The sequence below is a fragment of the Microbacterium sp. ACRRU genome (assembly GCF_022346945.1).
GTDB lineage: Bacteria > Actinomycetota > Actinomycetes > Actinomycetales > Microbacteriaceae > Microbacterium > Microbacterium mcarthurae.
Genome location: NZ_JAKRNI010000035.1, coordinates 1 through 25022, shown reverse-complemented (window position 1 = coordinate 25022; position 25022 = coordinate 1). Strand labels below are relative to the sequence as shown.

At 70.7% G+C, this 25022-nt stretch carries 29 protein-coding genes and 1 pseudogene; 13 read left to right on the top strand and 17 right to left on the bottom strand.

Going from position 1 to position 25022, the window contains the following annotated elements; all coding sequences use genetic code 11:
• Positions 1–72: 72 nt before the first annotated feature.
• The 7 genes and pseudogenes from ccsB to MHY30_RS13180 all read right to left on the bottom strand — a co-directional run.
• Positions 73–1092: a c-type cytochrome biogenesis protein CcsB gene (ccsB, locus tag MHY30_RS13210; RefSeq protein WP_239277359.1), complete on the bottom strand. Its 1020-nt coding sequence runs from the start codon at positions 1090–1092 to the stop codon at positions 73–75.
• Between the two features lie 4 nt (positions 1093–1096).
• Positions 1097–2839: a cytochrome c biogenesis protein ResB gene (locus tag MHY30_RS13205; RefSeq protein ID WP_239277358.1), complete on the bottom strand. Its 1743-nt coding sequence runs from the start codon at positions 2837–2839 to the stop codon at positions 1097–1099.
• Positions 2820–3569, bottom strand: coding sequence for a cytochrome c biogenesis CcdA family protein (locus tag MHY30_RS13200; protein WP_239277357.1), 750 nt, complete (start codon positions 3567–3569; stop codon positions 2820–2822). The genes MHY30_RS13205 and MHY30_RS13200 overlap by 20 nt, the downstream gene beginning before the upstream one ends.
• Positions 3566–4159 carry a TlpA disulfide reductase family protein gene (locus tag MHY30_RS13195; protein WP_239277356.1) on the bottom strand — a complete coding sequence of 198 codons (594 nt, stop codon included), beginning with the start codon at positions 4157–4159 and terminating at the stop codon, positions 3566–3568. Before MHY30_RS13195 ends, MHY30_RS13200 begins: the two co-directional genes overlap by 4 nt.
• Positions 4159–4803: a histidine phosphatase family protein gene (locus MHY30_RS13190; protein ID WP_239277355.1), complete on the bottom strand. Its 645-nt coding sequence runs from the start codon at positions 4801–4803 to the stop codon at positions 4159–4161. Before MHY30_RS13190 ends, MHY30_RS13195 begins: the two co-directional genes overlap by 1 nt.
• An 86-nt stretch (positions 4804–4889) precedes the next feature.
• On the bottom strand, positions 4890–5570 hold the full coding sequence (locus tag MHY30_RS13185; protein ID WP_239277354.1) for a DedA family protein: 681 nt from the start codon (positions 5568–5570) through the stop codon (positions 4890–4892).
• A gap of 88 nt (positions 5571–5658) precedes the next feature.
• A pseudogene (locus MHY30_RS13180) lies at positions 5659–6084 on the bottom strand (hypothetical protein); the annotation flags it as partial.
• A 35-nt stretch (positions 6085–6119) separates the two neighbouring features.
• On the opposite strand from MHY30_RS13180, the gene MHY30_RS13175 reads away from it, so the two are divergent.
• Genes MHY30_RS13175 through MHY30_RS13165 form a run of 3 tightly spaced genes read left to right on the top strand, consistent with a single transcriptional unit; the run spans position 6120 to position 9423 of the window.
• A complete protein-coding gene (locus MHY30_RS13175) occupies positions 6120–6878 on the top strand; it encodes a hypothetical protein (protein WP_239277352.1) in 759 nt (252 codons plus the stop codon).
• Positions 6875–8131 (top strand): adenosylhomocysteinase, encoded by a 1257-nt coding sequence (locus MHY30_RS13170; RefSeq protein WP_239277351.1) that lies wholly within the window; start codon positions 6875–6877, stop codon positions 8129–8131. Before MHY30_RS13175 ends, MHY30_RS13170 begins: the two co-directional genes overlap by 4 nt.
• A complete protein-coding gene (locus tag MHY30_RS13165; RefSeq protein WP_239277350.1) occupies positions 8128–9423 on the top strand; it encodes an amidohydrolase family protein in 1296 nt (431 codons plus the stop codon). The genes MHY30_RS13170 and MHY30_RS13165 overlap by 4 nt, the downstream gene beginning before the upstream one ends.
• Before the next feature lie 37 nt (positions 9424–9460).
• Here the strand turns inward: MHY30_RS13165 and MHY30_RS13160 are convergent, their stop codons facing one another.
• The gene (locus MHY30_RS13160) at positions 9461–10453 is read right to left on the bottom strand and encodes a nucleoside hydrolase (protein ID WP_239277349.1); all 993 of its coding nucleotides are present in this window, start codon (positions 10451–10453) and stop codon (positions 9461–9463) included.
• A 208-nt stretch (positions 10454–10661) separates the two neighbouring features.
• Between MHY30_RS13160 and MHY30_RS13155 the strand changes: the two genes are divergently transcribed.
• The 5 genes from MHY30_RS13155 to MHY30_RS13135 all read left to right on the top strand — a co-directional run bounded on the left by MHY30_RS13155 (position 10662) and on the right by MHY30_RS13135 (position 16232).
• Positions 10662–11897 (top strand): extracellular solute-binding protein, encoded by a 1236-nt coding sequence (locus MHY30_RS13155; RefSeq protein ID WP_239277348.1) that lies wholly within the window; start codon positions 10662–10664, stop codon positions 11895–11897.
• Positions 11894–12841: a carbohydrate ABC transporter permease gene (locus MHY30_RS13150; RefSeq protein WP_239277347.1), complete on the top strand. Its 948-nt coding sequence runs from the start codon at positions 11894–11896 to the stop codon at positions 12839–12841. The genes MHY30_RS13155 and MHY30_RS13150 overlap by 4 nt, the downstream gene beginning before the upstream one ends.
• A complete protein-coding gene (locus MHY30_RS13145; RefSeq protein ID WP_239277346.1) occupies positions 12838–13719 on the top strand; it encodes a carbohydrate ABC transporter permease in 882 nt (293 codons plus the stop codon). Before MHY30_RS13150 ends, MHY30_RS13145 begins: the two co-directional genes overlap by 4 nt.
• A 41-nt stretch (positions 13720–13760) precedes the next feature.
• Positions 13761–15101 carry an aspartate--tRNA(Asn) ligase gene (gene aspS / locus MHY30_RS13140; RefSeq protein ID WP_239277345.1) on the top strand — a complete coding sequence of 447 codons (1341 nt, stop codon included), beginning with the start codon at positions 13761–13763 and terminating at the stop codon, positions 15099–15101.
• Positions 15102–15173: 72 nt separating this feature from the next.
• On the top strand, positions 15174–16232 hold the full coding sequence (locus MHY30_RS13135) for an ATP-binding cassette domain-containing protein (RefSeq protein ID WP_239277344.1): 1059 nt from the start codon (positions 15174–15176) through the stop codon (positions 16230–16232).
• 9 nt (positions 16233–16241) lie between these two features.
• Here the strand turns inward: MHY30_RS13135 and MHY30_RS13130 are convergent, their stop codons facing one another.
• From MHY30_RS13130 to MHY30_RS13105, 6 genes are all read right to left on the bottom strand, one after another.
• On the bottom strand, positions 16242–16544 hold the full coding sequence (locus tag MHY30_RS13130; protein ID WP_239277343.1) for a Dabb family protein: 303 nt from the start codon (positions 16542–16544) through the stop codon (positions 16242–16244).
• Positions 16541–16819, bottom strand: a complete 279-nt coding sequence (locus MHY30_RS13125) for a glutaredoxin family protein (protein WP_239277342.1) — start codon at positions 16817–16819, stop codon at positions 16541–16543. Before MHY30_RS13125 ends, MHY30_RS13130 begins: the two co-directional genes overlap by 4 nt.
• A gap of 28 nt (positions 16820–16847) precedes the next feature.
• Complete coding sequence (locus MHY30_RS13120; RefSeq protein WP_239277341.1) at positions 16848–17141, bottom strand: rhodanese-like domain-containing protein; 294 nt, start codon at positions 17139–17141, stop codon at positions 16848–16850.
• Positions 17142–17224: 83 nt separating this feature from the next.
• A complete protein-coding gene (locus MHY30_RS13115) occupies positions 17225–17323 on the bottom strand; it encodes a 30S ribosomal protein bS22 (protein ID WP_003792170.1) in 99 nt (32 codons plus the stop codon).
• A gap of 83 nt (positions 17324–17406) precedes the next feature.
• Entirely contained in the window at positions 17407–17598 is a 192-nt protein-coding gene (locus MHY30_RS13110; protein ID WP_239277340.1) for a helix-turn-helix domain-containing protein, read from the bottom strand.
• A 134-nt stretch (positions 17599–17732) separates the two neighbouring features.
• Positions 17733–18128: a helix-turn-helix transcriptional regulator gene (locus MHY30_RS13105; protein WP_239277339.1), complete on the bottom strand. Its 396-nt coding sequence runs from the start codon at positions 18126–18128 to the stop codon at positions 17733–17735.
• Positions 18129–18222: 94 nt separating this feature from the next.
• On the opposite strand from MHY30_RS13105, the gene MHY30_RS13100 reads away from it, so the two are divergent.
• A complete protein-coding gene (locus MHY30_RS13100; protein ID WP_374204614.1) occupies positions 18223–19638 on the top strand; it encodes a TrkH family potassium uptake protein in 1416 nt (471 codons plus the stop codon).
• Positions 19631–20302, top strand: a complete 672-nt coding sequence (locus MHY30_RS13095) for a TrkA family potassium uptake protein (RefSeq protein ID WP_239277338.1) — start codon at positions 19631–19633, stop codon at positions 20300–20302. Before MHY30_RS13100 ends, MHY30_RS13095 begins: the two co-directional genes overlap by 8 nt.
• Before the next feature lie 121 nt (positions 20303–20423).
• Here the strand turns inward: MHY30_RS13095 and MHY30_RS13090 are convergent, their stop codons facing one another.
• Positions 20424–20711 (bottom strand): DUF1905 domain-containing protein, encoded by a 288-nt coding sequence (locus MHY30_RS13090; RefSeq protein WP_239277337.1) that lies wholly within the window; start codon positions 20709–20711, stop codon positions 20424–20426.
• A gap of 1 nt (position 20712) precedes the next feature.
• Positions 20713–21558 carry a pyrroline-5-carboxylate reductase gene (gene proC, locus MHY30_RS13085; RefSeq protein WP_239277336.1) on the bottom strand — a complete coding sequence of 282 codons (846 nt, stop codon included), beginning with the start codon at positions 21556–21558 and terminating at the stop codon, positions 20713–20715.
• 99 nt (positions 21559–21657) lie between these two features.
• On the opposite strand from proC, the gene MHY30_RS13080 reads away from it, so the two are divergent.
• Positions 21658–22770: an alpha/beta hydrolase gene (locus MHY30_RS13080; RefSeq protein WP_239277335.1), complete on the top strand. Its 1113-nt coding sequence runs from the start codon at positions 21658–21660 to the stop codon at positions 22768–22770.
• A gap of 10 nt (positions 22771–22780) precedes the next feature.
• Positions 22781–23710 (top strand): LLM class F420-dependent oxidoreductase, encoded by a 930-nt coding sequence (locus MHY30_RS13075; protein ID WP_239277334.1) that lies wholly within the window; start codon positions 22781–22783, stop codon positions 23708–23710.
• A 21-nt stretch (positions 23711–23731) separates the two neighbouring features.
• Here MHY30_RS13075 and tadA read toward each other — a convergent pair whose 3' ends face one another.
• Entirely contained in the window at positions 23732–24166 is a 435-nt protein-coding gene (tadA, locus tag MHY30_RS13070; protein WP_239277360.1) for a tRNA adenosine(34) deaminase TadA, read from the bottom strand.
• Between the two features lie 88 nt (positions 24167–24254).
• On the opposite strand from tadA, the gene upp reads away from it, so the two are divergent.
• A complete protein-coding gene (upp, locus tag MHY30_RS13065) occupies positions 24255–24887 on the top strand; it encodes a uracil phosphoribosyltransferase (RefSeq protein ID WP_239277333.1) in 633 nt (210 codons plus the stop codon).
• The last annotated feature ends 135 nt before the right edge of the window (positions 24888–25022 follow it).

Genomic DNA, 25022 nt, shown 5'->3' with positions numbered 1-25022 from the left:
AACGTCTTCTTCAAGGGTCTGCACGCCTACTCGGGTCTGACCTCCTGACGCGTCGCCCGCGCGGGCGACGCGTCAGGAGGTCAGACCCGAGTAGGCGTGCAGACCCTTGAAGAAGACGTTGACGATCGTGAAGTTGAACAGCACCGCGGCGAAGCCGATGATCGACAGCCAGGCCGAACGGGTGCCGCGCCAGCCGCGGGTCGCGCGAGCGTGGATGTACCCGGCGTACAGCACCCAGATCACGAAGGTCCAGACCTCTTTGGTGTCGAAGCCCCAGAACCGGCCCCACGCGTCGTTGGCCCAGATGGAACCGGCGATGAGAGTGAATGTCCAGAAGATGAACCCGACGATCGCGAAGCGGTACGCCAGAGACTCCAACGCATCCGCCGTCGGCAGGGTCTGCAGGAAGCTGCGGCGCGGCGCCGCGGCGTCCGGGGAGGCGGCGGCCGCGGCGAGCTTCCGCTCGCGGCGCGCCTGCAGCAGCTGCATGATCGACAGCCCGAAGGCGAGGGCGAACAGCGCGGTGGCCAGCGACGCGACGAACACGTGGATGACGAGCCACACCGACTTCAACGGGTCCGCGAGCGGCACCACCTCGACGTGGAAGGCCAGGGTCGCCCCGCCCAGCAGCACCACGGCGAGACCCGTGATGAGAGAGCCGAGGAAGCGCAGGTCGTACCGGGTGAGCACAGCGAGGTAGACCGCGACGACGAGCAGCACACCCGTGAGGGCGAACTCGTACATGTTGGACCACGGCACACGCTCGGCCGCGATACCGCGCAGCACCGTGGCGGCGAGGTGGAACAGGAAGCCGAGGGCCGTGAGCGCCGTGCCCATGCGGGCCCAGAGGTACCGCGGCCGGGCGGGTGAGGTTCCGGATGCCGCCGACGGCGAGGCGGCGTCGATCACACCGCCGCCACCCGCGGTGACCAGCTCGCGCGCGACGATCTCGTCCTTGGCCTTGAGGGCCAGGTCGGATCGGCGGGCGAGATCGATCGCGTAGGCGATGAAGGCCAGCACGTAGATCGCGACGGCCGTCCACACCAGCAGGAGGGAGATCTCGTCGAGGACGAGCGGGTCGGTTCCGGGCATGATGTCAGTCTACTTTTCCGGTGTCGGGGCGGCTCTGGTCGTCGGGGGCCGGGAGCGTGGAACGGTGCCGTTCGACCACCTGGTCGAGCGCGGCGGCGAGCGTGGGGTCTTCGCCGCGGGCGAGGGCGGCGTACTCGATGCGCACGGTGTCGCCGTCCGCTGCGGCCTTGACCCACATGCGCCGACGCGGGACGAAGAGTGCCGCCAGCAGCCCGAGCGTGGCCAGCGTGGCGAAGACCAGCACCCACGGACCCGCGAGGTCGCGGTGGATCGACAGCGACACGAAGCGCTTGACCGAGTCCTGGTAGCCCGCCGCCCCCGCGGGCGCCTCGTTCTCGAACGTGATGGTTCCGAGGCCCTCGGGCAGGTCCTGCGTCTCGCCCGGCATGAGGCGCAATGCCGGCGTGCCGCTGTCGCCGCCCGCGATCTGGGTCATCTCACTCGTGTCGAGCGTGTACACCGACCGCGGTGTCCCGCCGTCGATGCCGAGGTCGCCCGAGTAGGCGCGCAGCGTGAGCACGGGGTACTCCAGGCCACCGAACGTGGAGGTGAGCGCCCCCGTGTCGAGGGTGTCCATCGTCGGGTAGAAGAAGCCGACGAGACCCAGCTGGTCGGGCAGACCGTCGGCGACCTTGATCACACCGAGCGAGGTCATGTTGGCATCCTGAGGCAGGAAGGCCACCGAGTCGTGGAACACCTCTTCGCCCTGGGCGTTGCGGATCGTCACGGTGGGCGCGTAGCCGTTGCCGAGCAGGTACACGCGATCGCCCTGCACGTCGAGCGGATGGTTGACGCGGATCTGCCCCTCGCGGCGGTCGCCGCCCGGAGCGATCGTGGTGACGTTGGCGGCGAAGTCGCCGGCCTGGCCCGAGCCGGGCTGCCCGGGCGGGACGTAGCTCACGTCGAAACGATCGAGCGTCATCGAGTACGGGGCCAGGGCGTTGCTGTCGACGAAACGACCGGGATTGAACGAGGAGTAGTCGAGGAGGCTGTTCGTGAACGCCTGCCCCTCGACGAGAACGCGCTGACCGGTGTACGTGAAGCCGCCACCGACACCGACCGCGATGAGCACACCGACGAGAGCGGCGTGGAAGACGAGGTTTCCGGTCTCGCGCAGGTACCCGCGCTCCGCCGACACCGAGAAGGCCCCGCGCCCGTCGTAACGCGCCACGCGGTACCCGGCCTTGCGCAGCTGCGCCGCGGCACTGTCGACCGCCGCGGCGGCGACGACGTCGGCATCCTGCCCCTCCGGCACCGGAACGGACGCGACGCGGTGATCGTCGAGCCGCGCGAGCCGCGCGGGCGTGCGCGGAGGCTGCGCACGGAGCGCCTTGGCGTGGTGTTTGGTGCGCGGCAGAACGCACCCGATGAGGGAGATGAACAGCAGGATGTAGATCGCCGAGAACCACGGCGACGTGTACACGTCGAAGAGGCTGAGGTTGTCGAGGACGGGCGCGAGATCCGGGTTGTCGCGGAAGTACTGCGTCACGCCGTTGGGGTCGGCGCTGCGCTGCGGCACGAGCGAGCCCGGGACCGCCGCGATCGCGAGGAGCAGCAGCAGCACGAGCGCGGTGCGCATGCTCGTCAGCTGCCGCCACCCCCACCGGAGCCACCCCACCACGCCCAGGCGCGGGGAGGAGATCTCCTCACCGGAGGGCGCCGCCGAGTCGGCGTGGTCGGACGGACGGAGTACGCCGTCGGCGGGTTCGGTCACGGTGTTCCCTCGATCAGAGCGGGAGCTGGACATTGCCGATCACCCCCTGCAGGTTCGACATCCACGAACCCCACACGCCCGTGACCATCAGCAGGCCCAGCACGATCAGCAGCGCGCCGCCGATGAGGTTGACGACGCGGATGTGCCGACGGACGAAGGCCACCGAACGGGACGCCCATCCGAAGCCGAGCGCCAGCAGCAGGAACGGGATGCCGAGGCCCAGCGAGTACGCCAAGCCGAGGAGTGCCGCCCGACCGGGGTCGCCCAGGTTGTACGACACCGAGAGGATCGCCGCGAGCGTCGGCCCGATGCACGGGGTCCACCCCACGCCCAGCGCGACGCCGAGGAGCGGAGCGCCGACCAGCCCGAGGTTGCCGCGCGCCTGCAGGCGCACCGACCGCTGCGCGAGACCGAACAGCCCGATGAAGACCAGCCCGAGCAGGATGATCACGACACCCATGATGCGGGTGATCGTGTCGGCGTACCGCAGGAAGAACATGCCGGCGGTGCCGCCGAACACGTTGACCGCCATGAACACGAGCGTGAACCCGGCGATGAAGAGCAGGGTGCCGAAGACCAGTCGGGAGCGGCCGGGGGCGGATGCCGACCCCCCGCGCGGCGCGACGGCGCCGCCGATGAAGCCGAGGTAGCCCGGCACGAGCGGAAGCACGCACGGCGACAGGAACGAAACGAGGCCCGCGGCGAGGGCGACGGGGATCGCGAGCCACAGCGCCCCGTCGAAGACCAGAGCTCCGGGGTTCACGCGCTCTCCGCGAGCACCGTGCGCACCATCGCCTCGAGGATGGATGCCTCGGGCAGCTCACCGATCACGCGGGCGGCGACGCGCCCCTGCCGGTCGAGCACGAGCGTCGTCGGCGTGGCGTTGATCGGTGTCTTCTCGGCGAAAGCGAGCTTGAGCTCCGCGTCGCCCACCGCCATGGCGCTGGGGTAGGACACGCCGTTGTCGCGGGCGAACGCCAGCGCCGTGGCGGGCTGGTCGTACGTGTTGATCCCGAGGAACTCCACGTCCTGACCCTCGAACGTCTGGAAGGCCTGTTCGAGACGGGGCGCTTCGATGATGCACGGGCCGCACGTGGCGTACCAGAAGTTCACCACGAGGACCTGTCCCGCGAAGTCGGCGCTGGAAACGGGCGACCCGTTGTCGAGGGTCCCGGCGAAGTCGACCGCTTCTCCCCGCTGATCGGGCGCGATCTCCTGGGTCTGGAAGCCGTTGGCCGCGATGAAGCCCTTGTTGTCACCGGCGCGGTACTGCTCGGCGAGAGGGTCGGCACCGCAGGCGGCCAAGCCGGCGGCCAGGATCGCGACCGCGGCGGCGGAGAGGATTCGGCGCATCAGACGGCTCCTACGTCGACGGCTCCGGCCGTCGCGGCCGGCTCGGCGTACGCCACCTCGACCCAGCGCGAGGTCCCGGCGGCACCGTCTCGCCGCTCGAAGCTCGTCACGCTCGACAGCGCACAGCGGCGCTTGCGGGGGTCGTGGCGGGTGGGTTGGCGTGAGAGGGCCAAGTGCGTGACCCAGATGGGGAGCTGGTGCGAGACGACGACGACATCGCCCGAGGGAACGCGCTCCCAGGCGTCGGTCATGGCCTCGGTCATGCGGGCCACGATCCGCTCGTACGGTTCGCCCCAGCTGGGCACCGCCGGGCGCGAGAGGTGGCGCCAGTTGATCGGGTTTGCCAGGGCGCGCTTCATCCGTCGCCCCTCGAACACGTTGGTCGGCTCGATCACGCGGTCGTCGATGAAGGGCTCGATTCCGAAGAGCTCGACGAACGGTTCGGCGGACTCGCGCGTGCGCTGCAGCGGCGACACGACGAGAGCCCCGACGGGCCGCTGGAGGCCGTGCACGTAGTCCGCGGCCTGGCGGGCCATACGGCGGCCATCGACGCTCAGCCCGAATCCGGGGAGCCGGCCATAGAGCACACGACGGGGGTTGTGGACTTCCCCGTGGCGCACGAGATGAAGGCGGTCGGCGGGCACGTCACCAGTCTACGGGCGGGTCTTGTGGGCCGGCTGAGCGGGCGGCGCCGTTGGTTCGACGGCGTCGTATCCGCGAGCACGGGCGCTCAGGCGCCGCGGCGCGCTTCCAGGAGCGAGCGGATCCGGGTGTACAGGAACCACGCGATGCCGAGGCCCACCGCGGCGATCACCACGTACTGCAGGATGTCGGCGTACTGCTCGATGACGTGCCAGTTCTCGCCGAGCAGGTACCCGGCGAGGACGAAGATGGTGTTCCAGATCAGGCTGCCGGCGCCGGTGAGCAGACCGAACCGCCACAGCGGCATCTTCGCCACCCCGGCGGGGATCGAGATGAGGCTGCGGAAGATCGGCACCATGCGCCCGAAGAACACGGCCTTGCCGCCGTGGCGCTCGAACCAGGCCACGGTGCGGTCGACGTCCTCGGGGTGGAGCAACGGCATATTCGCGGCGAACGCGCGCAGGCGCGCGGCGCCGAGCCACCGGCCCAGTCCGTAGAGCGCGAAGGCGCCGACGATGGAGCCGAGCGTGGTCCACAACAGCGCTTCGAACAGCGTGAACGACCCCCGGCTGGCGGTGAGGCCCGCCATCGGCAGCACGACCTCGCTCGGCAGCGGCGGGAAGAGGTTCTCCAGCGCGATCGCGACACCGGCGCCCACGGGACCGATGATCTCCATGAGCGACACGGTCCAGTCGGCCAACGACGTGAGCCACGACGTGTCGCCCGAGGAGGATACCGCGGACGCGTGCGTGAGGGTGGTGTCGGTCATCGGGTGCCTTCGCGCTCGGTGATCGGCCGCCCGTCCGGACGTCCGCCCGAAGCCTACGGGTGTCGCCTCGGCGCGACCTGTGAGCGCGTCAGGTCGTGGAGACCCCGGCGCTCACGATCGCCGCGGCCACGAACCACGTGGCCGTGATGAGGACCGCCCCCACCAGCGGAACCCAGAACGTCACGCGATGACGCACGAGGCGCACGATCGCGGCGACGACCGTGAGGAGCAGCACGACCCAGGGGGCGATGACCGCGAACCACAGCCCGAAGTTCATGACGCCGAAGTCGCACCGTGCCGCGCCGCAGGCGTCCGAGGCGAACGCGAGGAAGAAGCCCGCGTAGGAGCCCGCGATCGCGACGAGCGGGAGCAGGACCAGCAGAACGATCGTCAGGGCGAGATCCCATCCCCGGCGCGCAGGCCGTTGCGGCCGCTCGGGCCGGAGCATCCGGTACGACTCCGGGGAGAGGGAATAGGTCACGGGCGACATCCTAGGGATGCCGGGGCCCCGATTCGCGCGGAAGGGTGCCCGGGTCCTACGTTCGAGCCGTGTCGTCCTCCTCCTCTGCCGCCCCCGTCGGGCTCGAGGGCGGGTTCCCGATCACGCGCGAGCTCCTGGGTGCGCGATCGCTGCCGCCCTCCCCCGTCGCCTACGGCGGCCCGCTGCCCGCCCTTCCTCTCACCCTTCGTGAGGCCCTCCGCGAGACGTGGGATCTCCGGATCGACCACGACCCGGCGGCGTTCGACCCGCTCACGTCGCGGGCGTTCGGCATCCTGTACGCGCACGTGCGCGCCGAGCAGGTGCTTTTCGCCCTCTCCTCCCGCACCAACCTCACCCTCGCCGGAGCCACCGTGCGCGTCGTCGGCGACGGAGCGCTCGCCCCCGTCCTGACGACCGCCCTGCGGCGGCTGGGCGCCGCGGTCGTGCGGGCGACCGACGACCCCGTGGAACTTCTCGCCGCGCGGCTCGACGGAGTTCGCGTGGAGCCGGTGTCCACCGCCGGCACCACCGCGTTCACCCTGCTCACCGGTGTCGGACACGACGGTGTCTCGGCTCTCGACTTCGCGGGCATCGTCGCGGATGCCGCACCCCGACCGACGACGGCCGCCTCCCTGCCGTCTCCGCGCGCGCACGTCGGCACGACACCGAGAGGAACGCTCGTGGAAATGCCCTCTCCGCTCCCCGCGGACACCGAGCCGACCACCGCGGCGCAACGACGTCTGGCCGACGCGCTCGTCGCCGCGCTGATCGTCGACGACGGCCCGGACGGCGACAGCGGCGCCTTCGCCGCGGCGGTGACGCCGTGACGGGCCGCATTGCCGACGCGGGCCTGTGGCCCGAGGGGCACGACCGCATCGAGTGGGCTCGCGCCCACATGCCGGTGACCACGGCTCTCGCCGCGCGTCTCGGCCGCGATGGCACCGTCGCGGGCGTCCGGATCGGCGTCTCGGACGTCCTCGAGCCCAAGACGGCGACGGTCGCGCTCGCTCTCGCCGAGGCCGGCGCCGAGGTGACGGTCACCTCGGCCGGGCGGAACACCGACGACGCCGTGGCGGCCGCACTCGCGCACGCCGGTCTGCCGGTGTACGCACGGGCGGATGCCGACAGCGCCGAGGACCGCGCGAACGCCCTGGCGCTTCTCGCCCACCGGCCCGACGTCATCGTGGACGACGGGGCGTCCACGATCCGGCTGGCCCACCTCGAGCGCCCCGATGTGGTGGCCGACATGCGCGGCGCCACCGAGCAGACGACCTCCGGTGTGCGTCCCCTTCGGCGTATGGAGGTCGAAGGCGCGCTGCGGATCCCGGTCGTCGCCGCGAACGACGCCCGCTCCAAGTCCCTGTTCGACAACATGCACGGCACCGGGCAGTCGGTCGTCTTCGCCGTGGCCGACGTGGCCGACCGCTCGTTCCTCGGTGCGACGGTGGTCGTGGTCGGCTTCGGTCGCGTCGGCACCGGGATCGCCCAGCACGCCGCCGCTCTCGGCGCGCGCGTCGTCGTCACCGAGACCGACCCGGTCGCCGCGCTGCAGGCCGCCTTCGCCGGTTTCGAGGTGCGAACCCTCGCCGAAGCCGTTCGTCACGCCGACATCGTCATCTCGGCCACCGGCATCCGTCACTCCATCGACGTCGCCCACCTCGACGCGCTGCGCAGCGGCGCGGTGGTCGCCGTGGGCGGCGGCGTGGGCCAGGAGATCGCGCTCACGGCCGCGCGGGCCGCGGGGGCGGTCGAGGTCGCGCGCGACGGGGCGGTGTCGGTTCTGCGGATGCCGAGTGGAGCCGAGGTGCGCGTGCTCGACGACGGCAACTGCCTCAACGTCAGCGCCGCCGAGGGCAATCCGGTCGAGATCATGGACCTCTCGTTCGGCGTCCAGCTGGCCTCGGTCGCCCACGTGCTGTCCACCCCGTCCCTCGGCGCGGGCGTGCACGAGCTGCCGCGCGCCGCCGACGACGAGGTGGCCGCTCTCGCCCTCGCCTCCTTCGGCGGGACGCTGGACGCGCCGTCGGCGGCGCAGCGGGCGTTCCTGGCCGCGTGGAATCCCGAGGAGGACGAGGAGTGACGGTCGTCGTCCACCGCGCGCGGTTCGTCCTGTCGCCCGGCGCCGCCGCGGTGACGGACGGTGCCGTGGCCGTGGCGGGCGGCCGCATCCTCTCCGTCGGTTCCGCCGACGAGGTCCTCGCGAGTGTCGGGCCGGGCGCGGTGGTGCACGAATGGGACGGTGCGCTCACACCGGGTCTGGTCAACGCCCACACCCACCTGCAGTACAGCGACATGGCCGCGGTCGGTCTCGCCGCGCACGCCGGTTTCGAAGCGTGGATGAGCGCGTTCATGGAGCTCTACCCCGTGCCGCGGGACTGGGGTGCGTCGGCCGCCGCGGGAGCCGCGCTCGCCCTGCGCTCGGGAACGACGACCGTCGCCGAAATCGTGACCGACGCCGCCGCGGGATCGGCGGTGCACGACGCCGGGCTCCACGGCATCGCGTTCTGGGAGGTCCTCGGGTGGACCGAGCGGGCCTGGGGCGAGCGCGGCGAGCGCACCGTGCGGGCACAGCTCGCCGCCCTCCCCGCCACTCCCGCGACCGGACTCTCCCCGCACGCGATCTACTCGCTCGACACCGCGGTCATCCGCGACCTCGCGCGCCTGTCCGCGGAACTCGGCGTGCGCCAGCACATCCACGCCGCCGAGTCGGCGTGGGAGGACGCGTACGTCCGCTCCGGCACAGGCGATCTCGCGGAACGCTGGCGCGCCAACGGTCGCGGCGAGTTCGCGCTGCTCCGCGACGGCGGGGCCGGCACCGGGGTCATCCGCTACCTCGACGACCTCGGCGCCCTGAACCCCTCCACACACCTCGCGCACGGAATCTACGTGGATGCCGCCGACCGGGCGCTGCTGCGCGCACGCGGTGTCAGCGTCGCCCTGTGTCCCCGCTCGAACGCCGTGATCGGGCTCGACGCGCCACCCGTGGCCGCGTACCTGCGCGAGGGGAACGCGATCGCGGTCGGCACCGACTCGCTGTCGTCCTCGCCCAGCCTCTCGCCGTGGCACGACGTGGCCGCGCTCCACGACATCGCCCGCGCCCAGGGATACACCGGCGACGACCTCCACGCACGGCTCTTCGCGGCCGCGACGATCGGCGGCGCGCACGCGCTCGGAATGGATGCCGACACCGGGGCGCTCCGCCCGGGCGCACGGGCCGACCTGGCGGTGTTCCCCGTGTCCGCCTCCACCGCGCGCGACGCGCTCGCGGAGCTCGTCGAGGCCGGGCCCGACGAGGCATCCCTCACCGTGGTCGGCGGCCGCGAGCGCTGGACGCGCACGCCCGGGCACGATCGGTCGTCTGCCGGGGTGTGACGCCCCGGGGTTCACGGTCGGCGGAGCACCCCGGGCGTCATCGGTCCCGCGGTGCCGGGCCGGTCGACAGCGCCTGGACGAACCGCCGCAGGAACTCGGTGCCGTCGAACGCCGTGACGGCGCGGACGGAAGGACCTGCCGGTGTCCCCCACACCAGGGGCAGGCCGTCGTGGGTCAGTGCGACGCGAGTGGCCAGCGAACCGCCGTAGGGCGTGTAGTCCACGGGCCCCTCGATCCAGCCCGTGACGATCTCGGGACGATGGAGTACGACGGTCGCGAGGCCGTCATGGGCCGACGAGATCCGACGCCCCCACTTGTACTGGTAGAAGTCGTTGTAGGCGTCGAGGACCTCGCCGGCGAACTCCGCCCACGGGTTGCCCGCTCCGCGCAGGACGGCGAGCACGTGCTCGTCCAGGATGGCTTTCGCGGTGACGTTGACGCCCACCATGACCACGTTGCCGGAGTTGCGCGCCCCGAAGACGATCTCGGCCGCTCGACGGTCGTTGGCGGTGTTGGCATCCGTCAGGGTCGCTCCCCCCGGTGCCGGGTACGGACCCGCGCCGCCCATGATCACGACCGAGCGGAACTTCAGGAACAGGTCGGGGTCGCGCTCGAGCGCGCGGGCGATGTTCGTCAGCGGCCCGAGGGGATGCAGGTCGACCTCGCCGGGGTGCTCGGCGGCGATGCGCACGATGGCATCCACCGCGCTCTCGTCCTCCACGCGCAGCTCGGCGCGCTCGAAACGATCGCCCAGACCGTCGGTGCCGTGAACGAAGTCGGCGATCGAGGCCTCGCCCTCGAACGGCGTCGCCTCGCCGAGGTGGATCGGGATGTCCTCGCGACCGGCCAGCCGCAGCACCGTCCGCACGTTCCGCGCCGAGTCCTCGACCGGCGTGTTGCCGTAGATCGTCGTGATCGCCTCGATCTCGACGTCCGGCTGCGCCAGCAGGTACATCAGCGAGTGGGCGTCGTCGAGACCGGTGTCGGTGTCGACGAGGACGCGGCGGACGGAAGGGGGGACGGATGCCATGAATGCTCCTCGGGCGGAAGAAGGGGACGCTCTCACCCTGCCGGTTCCCCCACGCCGACACGGCGCGGCGTTACATCGCGTGACACGTTCGTTCCCTGTTCGTCACGTGGACGCCCCAGAGTGAGCCATGACGCGGGTAGCTCCCGACCCGCCTCCCCCACAGCACACGTCGACCGGCGCCACGGCGTCGTCGGGAACGGACAGACCCATGGCATCCATCTCTCGCCTGCGCCGCATCGCCGTGCCTGCGACCGGGCTCACCGCCGTCCTCGCGCTCACCGCCTGCGCGGGCGGTTCCTCGACCCCCGCCGCCACGGACGGCTTCGAGGGCGTCGAGCTGACGGTGTGGAACAACATCGACTTCGAGCCGTACCAGGGACTGCAGAAGACGTACTTCGAATCCTGTGCCGCCGACCTCGGCATCACCGTCGACGTCCAGACCCAGTCGGGCGACTACACCACACGCCTGCTGCAGGCCGCCGGCGCGAAGTCGCTGCCCGACGTCGCGCTGCTCTCCACCGACACGCAGCTGCCCCAGCTCGCGTCGCAGGGGGTCCTCGCGGACCTGGGTCAGTACGACGTCAGCACCGACGGTCTGGCCGAGAGCGCCGCCGACCTCGGCCGCTACGACGGCACGCTGTACGGCCTGCCCGTGCAGGTGGAGGATTACGCCGTCTTCTACAACAAGGCCGCCTTCGCCGCGGCGGGAGTCGCCGAGACCGCTCCCGAGACCTTCGACGATCTCGTCGCGCTGGCGGAGTCGCTCACGACCCCGACGCAGAAGGGCATCGTCCTGCCGGGAATCGGCGGCGACGGTTCGACGCCGGTGTACTTCCTGCCGTTCCTCCTCTCGGCCGGCGGCGACCCCGCCGACCCGACCGGGGCGGGCGCGGTCGAGGCGGTCGACCTGTACAAGAAGCTCGTCGACAGTGGCTCCCTCTCGTCGGAGTTCGTCAACTGGGGCTGGGACTCCATCGACCAGTGGACGTCGGGCTCCGCCGCCCTGACGGTGTCGGGTCCCTGGAACCTCGTCGATACCTCGATCCCGTTCGAGTGGGGCACGTTCCCCTTCCCGACCGCGGAGGCGGGCGAGTCGCCGCAGGTGAACCTGCTCGGCTACGCGTACGGCGTCGCCGCCAATGCGGACGCGCAGAAGGAGGCCGCAGCGGCCGCCCTGGTGCAGTGCCGCGCTTCGGAGGAGAACCAGATCGAGACCGCCGTCCAGGGCGGGTACATCCCCGCGCTGCAGAGCGCGCAGGAGGCCTTCGTGGAGCAGGTGCCCGCGGCGGCCCCGTTCGTCGACGCGGTCGACGGCGCGTACAACTCCGCGGAGCTGGGCACGGAGTGGAACACCCTGCAGCAGCAGTACGTCGACGCCATCCAGAGTGCGACCGTCGGCGGGCAGACGGCGCAGGCCGCACTGGAGCAGGCCAGCGGCCAGTGACGGCGGACACGCTGACGTCGACCGACCGGCCGGGGGTCCGCTCCCCCGGCCGGTTCCGGCGTTCTCTCGCGGCGCGGCAGCGCGGTGAGCTGTGGGGATTCCTCTCCCCCGCCATCGTGTTCTTCGTCGTGTTCTTCCTGTTCCCCCTGGGGTACGGCGTGTACATGAGCACGACCACCTTCACGACGGGAACGTTCATCACCGGCCGCGCGCCCTTCGTGGGAACGGCGAACTTCGAGGCGATCCTCGCGGAGCCGGTGACCTTCCGCGCCCTCGCGAACACCCTCGCCATCACGGTCGTCTCGGTCGCGGTCGAACTCGTTCTCGGCCTCGCTCTCGCGCTCCTGTTCGCCCGACGCTTCCCCGGCAGCCGCTGGCTGCCGACCCTCATCCTTCTGCCGTGGCTGCTCCCGGCCGTCGTGGTCGCCACGGTCTGGAAGTCGCTGCTCGCCGGCGACGGCCCGATCAACGATGTCCTCTCCTCGATCGGCATCCCGGTCGAGCCGTGGCTGGCCAACCCCGCCACCGCCCTGCCTGCGGTCATCGTCGTCGCCGTCTGGGCGAGCCTGCCCTACTGGGCCACGATCCTGGGCGCCGCGCTGAAGCAGGTGCCCGCGGAGCAGCTCGAGGCCGCGCAGCTCGACGGCGCCGGGGCGTGGCGCCGCCTTCTCTCGATCGTGATGCCGACCATCTGGCCGGTGATCTCGGTGCTCGTGGTCATGAGCGTCGTCTACACGCTGCTCATCGTCGACCTGGTCCTGGTGCTCACCGCCGGCGGCCCCGCGAACAGCACCGTGACCCTCGGACTCCTGTCGTACCGGCAGGCCTTCCAGCAGTTCCAGTTCGGACTGGGCGGAGCGTACGGGATGCTGCTGCTGGGCATCAGCATCCTGTTCGCCATCGCCTACACCGTGATGTCGATGCGCCGGGAGCGTGACGAATGACCGCCACCCTGCCCGTCGCCCCCGCGACGGCGACGCCCGAGCCGGCCGCAGCCCCCGTCGCTGCCCGCCGCCGCAGACGCGGCTGGACGTGGACCGTGGTCACGGTCATCGTTCTTGCGGTCTACCTCTTCCCGGTCTACTGGATGGTGTCGGCGTCGCTCCAACCCTCCGCGAACTCCGCGGACACGGCCTGGTTCCCCGCGGCACCGGGACTCGGCGGATACGAGAAGGCCCTGGACGACGCGGGCATTGGCGGATTGCGGGTCTCGGTCCTCGTCTCGCTCGGCTCGGTCCTGGTGACCCTCCTGGTCGCGATCCCCGCGGCCTACGCGTTGAGTCGCCTCCGCTCCCGCGCGGTGAGCATCGCCCTCATCCTGCTGCTGCTGGCGCAGATGATCCCGAGCGTCGTCCTCGCCACATCCTTCTACGCGATGTTCAACTCCTGGGGGCTGCTCAACACCTTCATCGGGCTGATCCTCGCCAACTCCACCGCGGGCGTGCCCTTCGCCGTGATCGTGATGCGGGCGTTCATGCTGCGCCTGGACACCGAGGTGATCGAGGCGGCGACGGTCGACGGTCTCGGCCCGGTCGGCACCCTGTGGCGCATCGTCGTCCCGCTCTCGCGCAACGCGATCGTGACCGCCGGGGTGTTCGCCTTCCTCTTCAGCTGGGGCGATCTGCTGTTCGGCCTGACCCTCGTCAACCGCAACGAGATGTACCCCATGTCGGTGCTGATCCTCGCGCTGTCGAACTCGAACCTGAACACGTGGGCCGCGACCATGGCCGCTTCGTTGATCGCGAGCGTGCCGGCGCTGGTCGTCATCCTCGCCGCCCAGCGTCACGTCAAGGCGGGCCTGACCGCCGGCTCCGGTCGCTGAGGCGCAAAGGCCGCCCGCGCCCGCACGTAGACTGGCTTCTCGTGAGCGAACGCGTCCTGGTGCAGCAGCTGAAATCCCTCCCCGCGGGCCCCGTCTCGGTGTCCGGTTGGGTCGAGACCGTGCGCGATCAGAAGAAGGTGCAGTTCGTCGTCCTGCGCGACGAGACCGGTGCCGTGCAGCTGGTCAACCCGGCGACCCGTCCGTCCGAAGACGCCGGCGAGCAGGATGCCACGGCCCTCGCGCTCACCGAGACGATCGGCGCCCTGGCCAACGGCACCTTCCTCACCGTGCACGGCGAGCTCAAGCACGACGAGCGCGTGAAGCTCGGCGGTGTCGAGATCAGGATCGGCGAGCTCGAGATCGCCGCCGCCGCGAACCCCGAGACGCCGATCGCCGCCGACAGCGGTCTGGACAAGCGCATGGACTGGCGCTTCCTCGACCTGCGCCAGCGCCGCAACAACCTCATCTTCCGGGTGCAGACCACCCTCGAGCACGCGATGCGCACGTACTGGGTGGAGCGCGACTACATCGAGATCCACTCGCCCAAGCTCATGGCATCCCCGTCGGAATCCAACGCCGAGCTGTTCGAGGTGCCCTACTTCGAGGACAAGACCGCGTACCTCGCGCAGAGCCCCCAGTTCTTCAAGCAGATGGCGCAGGTCGCCGGCTTCGGCAAGATCTTCGAGATCGCCCCCGCCTTCCGCGCCGACCCCTCGTTCACGAGCCGCCACGCGACGGAATTCACCTCCGTCGACGCCGAAATCAGCTGGATCGACTCGCACGAGGACGTTGCCCGCATGCAGGAAGAGCTCCTGCAGACCGCGATCCAGGCGGTCAAGGACAAGCACGGCGACGAGATCCAGGAACTCTTCGGCGTCGACGTCCAGGTGCCAAGCCTGCCTTTCCCGCGCATCCCTCTCGCCGAGGCCCGCGACATCGTCGCTGCCCGTGGATACGAGATCCCGCGCACCGACGGGGATCTCGACCCCGAGGGCGAGCGGCAGATCGCGGCGCACGTGGGCGAGACCTACGGCCACCAGTTCGTGTTCATCACGGACTACCACCCCGAGATCCGTGCCTTCTACCACATGCGCGACCCCGAGACCGGGCTCACCAAGTCGTACGACCTGCTGTTCAACGGTGTCGAGATCACGACCGGCGCGCAGCGCGAGCACCGCGTCGACGTCCTCGTCGAGCAGGCGAAGGAGAAGGGGCTCGACCCCGAGCACCTCGACTTCTACCTCGACTTCTTCCGCTTCGGCGCCCCGCCGCACGGCGGCTTCGGCATGGGCCTCGCCCGCGTGCTGATGCTGCTGCTCGGTGAGTCGTCGATCCGCGAGGTCACCTACCTGTTCCGCGGACCGACGCGCCTGGCCCCCTGATTTCGCCGGCCCGACCCCCGGGGTTCACTCTCCGGGCCGGGAAGGGCCATCCCGGGCTCATAGCGTGTCGTCATGGTCGAAGGTAGCGCCGTGCGCACCGTCCCGGTGGACGGTCCACCCCGCGCGGGCTGGCCGATTCGGCTGAACGGGATCGGGCGTCGTCGCGAGGGCACCGCGGTGCTCGACGACATCCACCTCGAACTGCCCGCGGGCATGATCGTCGCCGTCGTCGGCGAATCCGGGTGCGGGGCATCGACCCTGGCGAGGATCGTGGCCGGGCGCGAACGCCCCGACCGCGGCGAGGTGCGCATCGACGGACGTACGCGGCCGGACGCGCCCCCCGTGGTCGCTGTCCCCCACCGCTTCTCACCCCGCTGGCGCCGCGCGCGCGACACCATCGTTCCGCGAGCGCAACGCGCCCACGCGGAAGCGCACCAAGAAATGGAGCGGCTCCTCGACCTCGTCGGCCTCGAGCACCGGGAGGAGCGGGCACGTCGGCTCTCCCGGGGCGACCGGCAGCGCCTCGCCATCGCGCGGGCCCTGTTCGCCCGCCCTCGCGCGCTCGTGCTGGACGACGCCCTGAGCTTCCTGCACACCTCCGCCCGGGAACGAGTGCGGGACGCCGTGGTGCGGGAGCTCCGTCGCCGCGGCACGACCACCCTGTGGGCGACCCGCGACACCGCCGAGGCGGTCGCGGTCGCCGACCGCGTGGTCGTCCTCCACCGCGGCCGCGTCGCCGCCGAGGGCTCCCCCGAACAGGTCTACGCACGTGCGGCGGAACCCGCGGTCGCCGCCGTCCTCGGACCGGTCAACGCCGTTCCCGGCATCGTCGAAGGTGCGGTCGTGGATGTCTGGGGGCAGCACGTCCCCCTGGCCGGCCCGGCCCACGACGGTCACTGCGAGGTGCTGGTGCGTCCGCAGAACGTCGTGCTCGTGGCATCCGATGCCCCCGGAATGGATGCCGTCGTGGAGGAGAGCACGTTCCTGGGAAGCGTGCGGCGCTCGCTCGTGCGCACCACCGATGGGAGTCTCGTGCAGGTCGATCACGCCGTCACCGACCGGCTCGACGATCACGCCCGCGTGCGGATCGCGCTCGCCCCGGTTCCGGTCACGACGCGCCCGCTGGGCTGAGGCGGAGGCTCAGGCGGGGAAGTCGATCCCCGCGCGCTCGGACACCACCGAGCGGACGAACGCCCCGGCCTCCTGGTGCGCGGGGTGGACCTGGTAGCGCTCGAGAGCGTCGACGTCCGCGAACTCGCTGACCAGGACGACATCCCAGTTCGTCTGGGGGTAGGCGACGTTCCGGCCGACCTCGAGGTGCAGGATCTCCGGGATCTCGGCGCGGAGCGCGAGCAGGCGCTCCTCGATCTGCTCGGCGTGCAGCGCACGCGTGTCCGCGTCGTCGGCCGCGAGCTTCCATAGGACGATGTGACGGATGCTCACGCGGAAGCTCCTTCGAGATCGGCCGCCAGGAGCGCGGCACGCAGGCGATCGGCGGAGACGCGCCAGTGCGCGTGCAGTTCACCATCGAGGAGGACGACGGGGATCTTCTCCCACCACCGCTCGTAGAGCGCGGCGTCCTGGGCGATGGACGCCCGCTCGATGACGACCCGAGCGGCGACCTCGGACGGGAGATCGGCGACGACGGTCTCGACGATCTGCTCTGCCACGTCGCACAGGTGACAGTCGGTCTTGCCGATGAGCGTCAGGGTCGTCACCCCTCCATCCTAGGAGGGCGCCTGGGGGTCAGGATTCGACGTCGTAGCCCGAGGCGATCCACTCGCCCGTGCCGCCTTCGACATTGGTCGCGTCGTGGCCGCGCGCGGACAGCGCCTCGACGACCCGCGCCGAACGCCCGCCCGCCTGGCAGATGACGTCGAACGCGCCTTCGGGGAGCATGTGCAGGTTCTCGCCGAGAGTCGACATCGGAAGGTTGACCGCACCGGGGACGTGCCCGGCGGTGAACTCGTCGACCTCGCGCACGTCGATGAGCGGACGGTCGCGTCCGGCGTGCAGGTCATGGACCGAGATGGACTGCATTCTTGCTCCTCGGAGACGAAGGGAACGGATGCCGCATACACGAAGCGCCCGTCAGCAGACAGGCGCTCGGTGTGGTGGTCGCTTTACTTCTTGTTGCGACGCTGGTGACGAGTCTTGCGAAGCAGCTTGCGGTGCTTCTTCTTCGCCATGCGCTTACGGCGCTTCTTGATGACAGAACCCACGGAAAACCTCACTAAGTCGGGGTCTGGGTGCCGATGTCGGCTCCCGGGAACGGGCAGGCGTTGGAAAAAGGCCTCGGACCAGTCTAGCCGACGTCGGAGACCGGACGCTGCACGAGCTCGGCGACGGCCGATTCGGGCACGCGATAGCTGCGGCCGAACCGCACGGCGGGGAGCTCGCCCGCGTGGACGAGCCGGTAGACGGTCATCTTCGAGACCCGCATGAGGTCGGCGACCTCGGCGACCGTGAGGAAACGCACGTCGGGCAGCTCTGCCATCGATCACCCTTCGCCGCGGGCGGACTTCACCCTGATGTCGACACACTCTAGGGTCTGCGCGCGACGGCTGTAAACCGTCGGGGCTTGAGTGACGGATGTGACGGGGAATGCCGCCGCCCTCGGGCGTGCGGGACTCAGCGACCCGGGAGCTTGCGGAGCGCCGATGTCACGGAATGCTTCACCGAAGCCGCCGCGCGGCCGACGACCTCGGCGGCATGGACCGCGGACTCGGGGAGAGCCGGTTCGTTCTCGACGTCGATCGAGAAGAAGGGACCGAGCCAGTCATCCACCTCGTCCAAGGGTGCGACCGCCAGGCTGTAGTACCGGTGCTGCCCCTCCTCACGGACCGAGACCAGTTCGGCCTCGCGCAACACCTTGAGGTGCTTGGACACCGTCGGCTGGCTGACGCCCAGCGCGTGCACGATCTGCGAAACGCTCGTGCCCCGTTCTCCCCCGGTCGCACGGTCCAACAGAAGCTGCAGGATGTCGCGACGCGTGCCGTCAGCGATCACGTCGAAGATGTCCGCCATGGCATCAGGTTAGCCGCGGTCCAGCCCGAGTACCATGATTCCGGTGCTGGCCCGAAGGGAGCGACGCATGGCGGCGACGCCCGACGAGGTGCGTATGTCGATGCGCGTACAGCGCATCGCCTATCGCGCATGGGACGGCCTGCGGGATCTGACGACGGCATCCCCCGCGCGATTCGCGGTGCTGGTGTTCGTCATCCTCATCCTGCTGTTCACCGCGCTGTTCTCGTTGCCGGCCGCCGCCGCCGACGGGCAGCGGACCCCCTTGGCCGACGCCCTCTTCACGGCGGTCTCGACCATCTGCGTGACGGGTCTGTCGACGGTCAACATGTACAGCGACTGGTCGCCGCTCGGTCGCGCCATCACCTACGTCGGCGTCAACGTCGGGGCGCTCGGGGTGCTGACCCTCGCGTCGATCCTCGGCCTCGTCATCTCCAAGCGGCTGGGGCTGCGCGCCAAGCTCATCGCCGCCGGCGACAGCAATCCGCTCCGTGTCCACGGCGGACCCGTGAACGAGGGCCAGACGATCCGGCTCGGCGAGGTGGGCCAGCTGCTGCGCACGGTCGCGCTGTCGACCCTCGTCATCGAGGCCGTCCTCGCGGTCCTCATCTACCCCTCGCTCATCATCGGCGGCATCGACCCCGTGGTCGCCCTGTGGGAGGCGCCGTACTACGCGGCGATGGCCTTCACGAACACCGGGTTCGTCCCGAACGCCGAGGGGCTGGCCCCTTTCGCGCAGGACTACTACCTGCTCACGGTGCTCATGATCGGCGTCTTCCTCGGGTCGATCGGATTCCCGGTGATCTTCACGCTGTGGCGGCACTGGTGGCGGTTCCGGCTGTGGTCACTGCACGCGAAGCTGACGATCATCACGACGATCGTGCTGTTCTTCGCCGGCGCCGGTGTCATTCTCCTGCTGGAATACGACAACCCCCTGACCTTCGGGAGCATGGACGCGTGGGACACGACGTTCCAGGCCTTCTTCCTCTCCGCCATGACACGCTCGGGCGGGTTCTCCGTCGTCGAGGTCGGCGACCTCAACGGTGCGACGCTGGTCGTGGGATCCATGCTCATGTTCGTCGGCGGCGGCTCGGCATCCACCGCGGGCGGGATCAAAGTCACCACGCTGGCGGTGCTCGCCCTCGCCGTGTGGTCGGAGGCCAAGGGCCGCCCCTCGGTCCAGGCGTTCGGCCGACGCATCCCGAGCGACGTGCAGCGCGTGGCGCTGTCGGTCGTGGCCTGGGGGGCGACGATCGTCGCGCTGTCCACGGTCACGATCAGTCGCATCACCGACGCCCCCATCGAGTACGTGCTCTTCGACGTCATCTCGGGCTTCGCGACAGTGGGGTTGTCCACCGGCCTGACCGCGGAACTGCCCGACCCGGCGGTCTACGTCCTCGCACTGACCATGTTCATGGGACGCATTGGTACTGTGACACTCGCCGCGGCCGTCGCGGCCTCGTCCCGTTCGCAGCTGTACGCGCTGCCCGTCGAAAGGCCGATCGTTGGTTGAACGGATTCGCAGCGACGCGCCCGTCCTGGTGATCGGCCTCGGACGCTTCGGTGCGGCGTGCGCCGGCGAACTGGACCGGCTCGATCGCGAAGTGCTCGCCGTCGACGGCAACCTCGAGCTGGTGCAGAAGTGGTCGGAGCGTGTGACGCACGCGGTGCAGGCCGACGCCCGCAACATCGACGCCCTGCGCCAGATCGGCGCTCAGGACTTCCAGGTCGCCGTCGTCGCCGTCGGGTCTCTCATCGAGGCATCCGTCCTCATCACCGCCAACCTCGTCGACCTGAAGGTCCCGCAGATCTGGGCGAAGGCGGTCTCGCAGTCGCACGGCAAGATCCTCGCGCGCGTGGGCGCCAATCACGTCATCTACCCCGAGGCCGAGGCCGGCGAGCGCGTCGCCCACCTCGTCAGCGGCCGCATGCTCGATTTCATCCGTTTCGACGACGACTTCGTGCTGGCCAAGATGTACCCGCCCAAGCTCGTCCGCGGCGTGGGGCTGAACGAGTCCGGTGTCCGGACGAAGTACAACGTCACCGTGGTCGGAGTGAAGAGCCCGGGCCGGCCCTTCCGCTACGCGGAGGCGAACACCGTGGTCACAAACCACGACCTCATCATCGTCTCGGGGACCAACCGCGACATCGAGCGGTTCGCCGCCCTCGACCGCTGAGCCCGCTCTCCGCGGTGATCCCCCACCCGCACGACATCGATAAACGCGATCGGCGCCGAAAAACGCGTGCGGAGCGCGTTTATGAACGCGGAAAGCGTTTATGTCCGGGGAGGGGATGCGCCTAGGCGTCGATCGCCAGCTCCACGGTCACGGTGTCGCCGACGCCGAGGTGCTCGGCATCCTGGAGCGCTTTCTTGATCGGCACGACGTACGCGCCGTCCTTCGGCCAGAGCGATGTCGTCACGCGCGTGTCGCCGATGGTCACCGCCGCGGGGATCATGCCCCATCCATAGGTCACCACCGGAGCGACCTCGGCGATCGCGGCCGCCTCGGCGGTCGGCACGGTGACGAAGTGGAACGGCGCGGGCCCGCGCCAGAACCAGATCTCGCCCTCGAACCGCAGCAGCACGTCAGGCTCCGGCGGCCAGTTCTTTCGCGCGGGCGAGAGCGGCCTCGGCGGCAGCGGCGAACGTGTCGTCGAGGCGCGCGTTCTGCAGCACCGCGATCGCGCGCTCGGTCGTCCCCTTGGGGCTCGTGACCCGGCGACGCAGCTCGGCCGGATCGACATCGGCGGATGCCAAAAGCGCCGTCGCCCCGATGAACGTCTGTTCGGCCAGGAGGCGCGCGGCGTCGCCGTCGAAGCCCATGCGGACGGCGGCCTTCGTGAATTCCTCGACGAGGAGGAAGACATAAGCGGGACCCGAACCCGAGATGGTCGAGAGCGCATCGATCTGCGCCTCGGGCACCTCCACGACGTGACCCACCGTCTCGAAGAGCGCACGGACGACGGCGACGTCCTCGGGAGTTGCCGCGGGGCCTGCCGCGAGCCCGGTCACTCCCTGACCGACGAGGGACGGCGTGTTCGGCATCGAGCGCAGCGTCGCGACGCCCTCGCCGAGGTGGCGGGCGAAGGTCTCGAGCGTGACACCGGCGGCAAGGCTCACCACGACCGTCCCGGGGCGCAGGTGCGGGGCGATGTCATCGAGCAGGTCGGGCACCATGGCCGGCTTGACGCCGATGAGGACGATGTCGGCGGATGCCACCGCCCGAACGTTGCCGTCGGGCTCCGTTTCCAGCGCCACACTCGTCACGCCGTCGAGCCCCGCGAGCTCCTCGGCCTTCGCGGCCGAACGGTTCGTCGCCGTGATGCCGCCGCCCGTGAGACCCGCCGCGACGAGGCCCCGCAGGATCGCCCCTCCCATGGAACCGGCGCCGAGGATGGCGACTGCGGGCAGGGAGGAAGTTGCATCCGTCATGATTGCAAGTCTACGAAGCCTGAGTGCGGCGCGGAGGGGCGCGCGTTAGAGTCGAAACGCGCCCGTGCCGGAGCGGGCGAGAGTGACACGGAGGACCCCATGACTCTCTTCGACGGCATCACCTCGCGCCTGGTCGAGACCGGTCGGCTGAGCGTCAATGTGCTCGAGCGCGCGGGTGACGATCCCGCCACGGTGCCCGACCACACGGTCGTCTTCGTCCACGGCAACGTCTCTTCCTCGCTGTTCTGGCAGGAGATCATGCAGGATCTGCCGAGCGACCTCCGGGTGCTCGCGGTCGACCTGCGCGGTTTCGGCGGCACCGAGCACGCTCCCATCGATGCCACGCGCGGTGTACGCGACTTCAGCGACGATCTGCACGCCGCGCTCGAAGCGCTCGGCATCCCCACCGCGCACCTTGTGGGCTGGTCCCTGGGCGGCGGCGTGGTGCTGCAGTACGCCCTGGACCACCCCGTCCTCTCGCTCACGCTGCAAGCGCCCGTATCGCCCTATGGGTTCGGCGGCACGCGCCGCGACGGAACGCGCCTGACCGACGACGACGCCGGTGCCGGCGCCGGCGCCGCGAACCCCGATTTCGTCCAGCGCCTCATCGACCACGACACGTCCACGGAGGCGCCGACGTCGCCGCGCTCGGTGTTCCGCTCGGGCTACGTCGCACCGGGGTACACGAGCGACCACGAGGACGTGTGGGTCGAGTCGATGCTCACGACCTCCACCGCCGGCGGGAACTACCCCGGCGACTCCGTGCCGTCGCCGAACTGGCCCGGCTTCGCCGCCGGCACCATCGGCGTGCTGAACACGCTCGCACCCCGACACTTCGACGTCTCCGGCATCGTCGACCTGGCCGCGAAGCCCCCGATCCTGTGGATCCACGGCACGGCCGACGCGATCGTCTCCGACGCCTCGTTCTACGACATCAACCACCTCGGAGCCCTCGGCATCGTGCCGGGGTGGCCCGGTGAGGATGTCGCCCCGGCGCAGCCGATGGTGTCGCAGACGCGCGACGTGCTCGACGCATACGCCGCCGCGGGCGGCGAGGTGACCGAGATCGCCGTCGAGGGCGCCGGACACGCGCCGCACCTCGAGCGACCCGCGCAGTTCCGCCAGGCCCTTCTCACGCACATCGGGTACGTCGGCCGGCCCGCCGACCCGGCACCGCCCACCGAGGCGATCATCCTCCGCTCGGCGGACTGAGGCGACCGTCGTGGAGTACTGCCTGTTCACGGAGCCCCAGCAGGGGTTCTCGTACGACGACCAGCTCGCTTTCGCCCGCTCGGCCGAGACGCACGGCCTCGACGGGTTCTTCCGCTCCGACCACTACCTCCGCATGGGCGAGGGCGATCCGACCCCCGGCCCCACCGACGCCTGGACGACCCTCGCCGGCCTCGCCCGAGAGACCTCGCGGATCCGGCTCGGCACTCTCGTGTCCTCGGTCACGTACCGTGTCCCCGGCATCCTCGCCATTCAGGTGGCTCAGGTCGACGCGATGTCCGGCGGCCGCGTCGAGCTGGGCCTGGGCACCGGCTGGTTCGAGCAGGAGCATGCCGCGTACGGCATCCCCTTCCCGTCGCGCCGCTTCGACCTGCTCGAGGAGCAGCTGGCCATCGTGACGGGCCTGTGGTCGACGCCGGCCGGCGAGACCTTCTCGTTCGAGGGCGCGCACTACCGCCTGGATGCCGCGCCCGCACTGCCCAAGCCCGTGCAATCACCCGTCCCGGTGATCGTCGGCGGCGGCGGCCCGAAGCGCACCCCGGCCCTCGCCGCCCGCTTCGCGACCGAGTACAACATCGGGTTCGTGGCCGAGGACGTCGTCGCCGAGAAGTTCGCCGTCGTGCGGGCCGCGTGCGAGAGCACCGGGCGCGACCCCGGAACGCTGAAGTTCTCGGTCGCGCTGCCGACGATCCTCGGCGCCGACGATCGCACCATCGAACGCCGGGCGGCCGCGATCGGGCAGACGCGCGAGCAGTTCGACAACGGCGCCAACCTCATCGGCTCCGCCGCGCAGATCGCGGACAAGGTCGAGCGCCTCCGGGCGATCGGCGCCGACCGCGTCTACTTCCAACTGCTCGATCTGCGCGACGTCGAGCACGCCGACGAGATCGGCACCGACCTGCTGCCGCTCCTGCCGCGCTGAGCGCCCGTCGTCCCGGGCGCGTCAGTCCCGTCGACGTTCGAAGAACTCCCGCAGCAGAGCGGATGCCGCCTCCTCGGCGACCCCGCCGACCACCTCGACCCGGTGCGGCAGACGCCGGTCGCGCAGGACGTCGTACAACGAGCCGGCCGCGCCCGCCTTGGCATCCCACGATCCGAACACCACCCGCGGCACCCGCGCCTGCAGGATCGCCCCCGCGCACATGACGCACGGCTCGAGAGTCACCACGAGCGTGCACCCGGCGAGGTGCCACGTCCCCAGAAGAGTCGCGGCCTCTCGGAGCGCGACCACCTCGGCGTGCGCGGTGGGGTCCCCCGTGATCTCCCGCAGGTTGCGCCCCTCGCCGACGACGCGCCCCTCGGCGTCGAGCACGACCGCCCCCACGGGGACGTCGTCATGCACCGACGCCGTCCCGGCCAGCGCGAGGGCGCGCTGCATCGCGGCGAGGTCGGCAGCGGCGGGGGTCACGGTGCTCTCCCGGAAGACGAGGGTGGAGGGCTCGATTCGAGCGGCTAGCCTTGAGCCTATGCGTGTCCACGTCGCCGACCACCCCCTCATCACCCACAAGCTCACGGTGCTGCGCGACCGGCAGACCTCGTCGCCGGTGTTCCGCCAGCTCACCGAAGAACTCGTGACTCTGCTGGCGTACGAGGCGACCCGGAACGTGCGCGTCGACGCCATCGAGATCCAGACGCCGGTGACGAAGACCCAGGGGGTCAAGATCAGCGAACCGCGTCCCATCGTGGTGCCGATCCTGCGCGCCGGTCTCGGCATGCTCGAGGGCATGGTGAAGCTGCTGCCCACGGCCGAGGTCGGCTTCCTCGGCATGGTGCGTGACGAGCAGACCTTCGAGCCCACCACATACGCGGAACGCCTGCCCGACGATCTCAGCGACCGGCAGTGCTTCGTGCTGGACCCGATGCTGGCCACGGGCGGCTCCCTCGGGGCGGCCATCACCTTCCTCTTCGACCGCGGCGCGCAGGACGTCACCGCGATCTGCCTGCTGGGAGCGCCCGAGGGCGTCGCCGCGATCGAGAAGCAGGTCGAAGGACACGACGTGACCCTCGTGCTCGGCGCTCTCGACGAGCGGCTTAACGAGAAGGGCTACATCGTGCCCGGCCTCGGCGACGCGGGCGACCGCCTCTACGGCACGGCCTGACGCGGGCACTTCATCCCGGGCGGGTCTCGCGCGGTCGGAGCCCCCCCCCCCCCCCCCCCCCCGCGGGGGGGGGGGGGGGGGGTGTGGGGGGGGGGGGGGGGCGCCGCGCCCCGCCCGCCACCAGCCCGCCCCCCA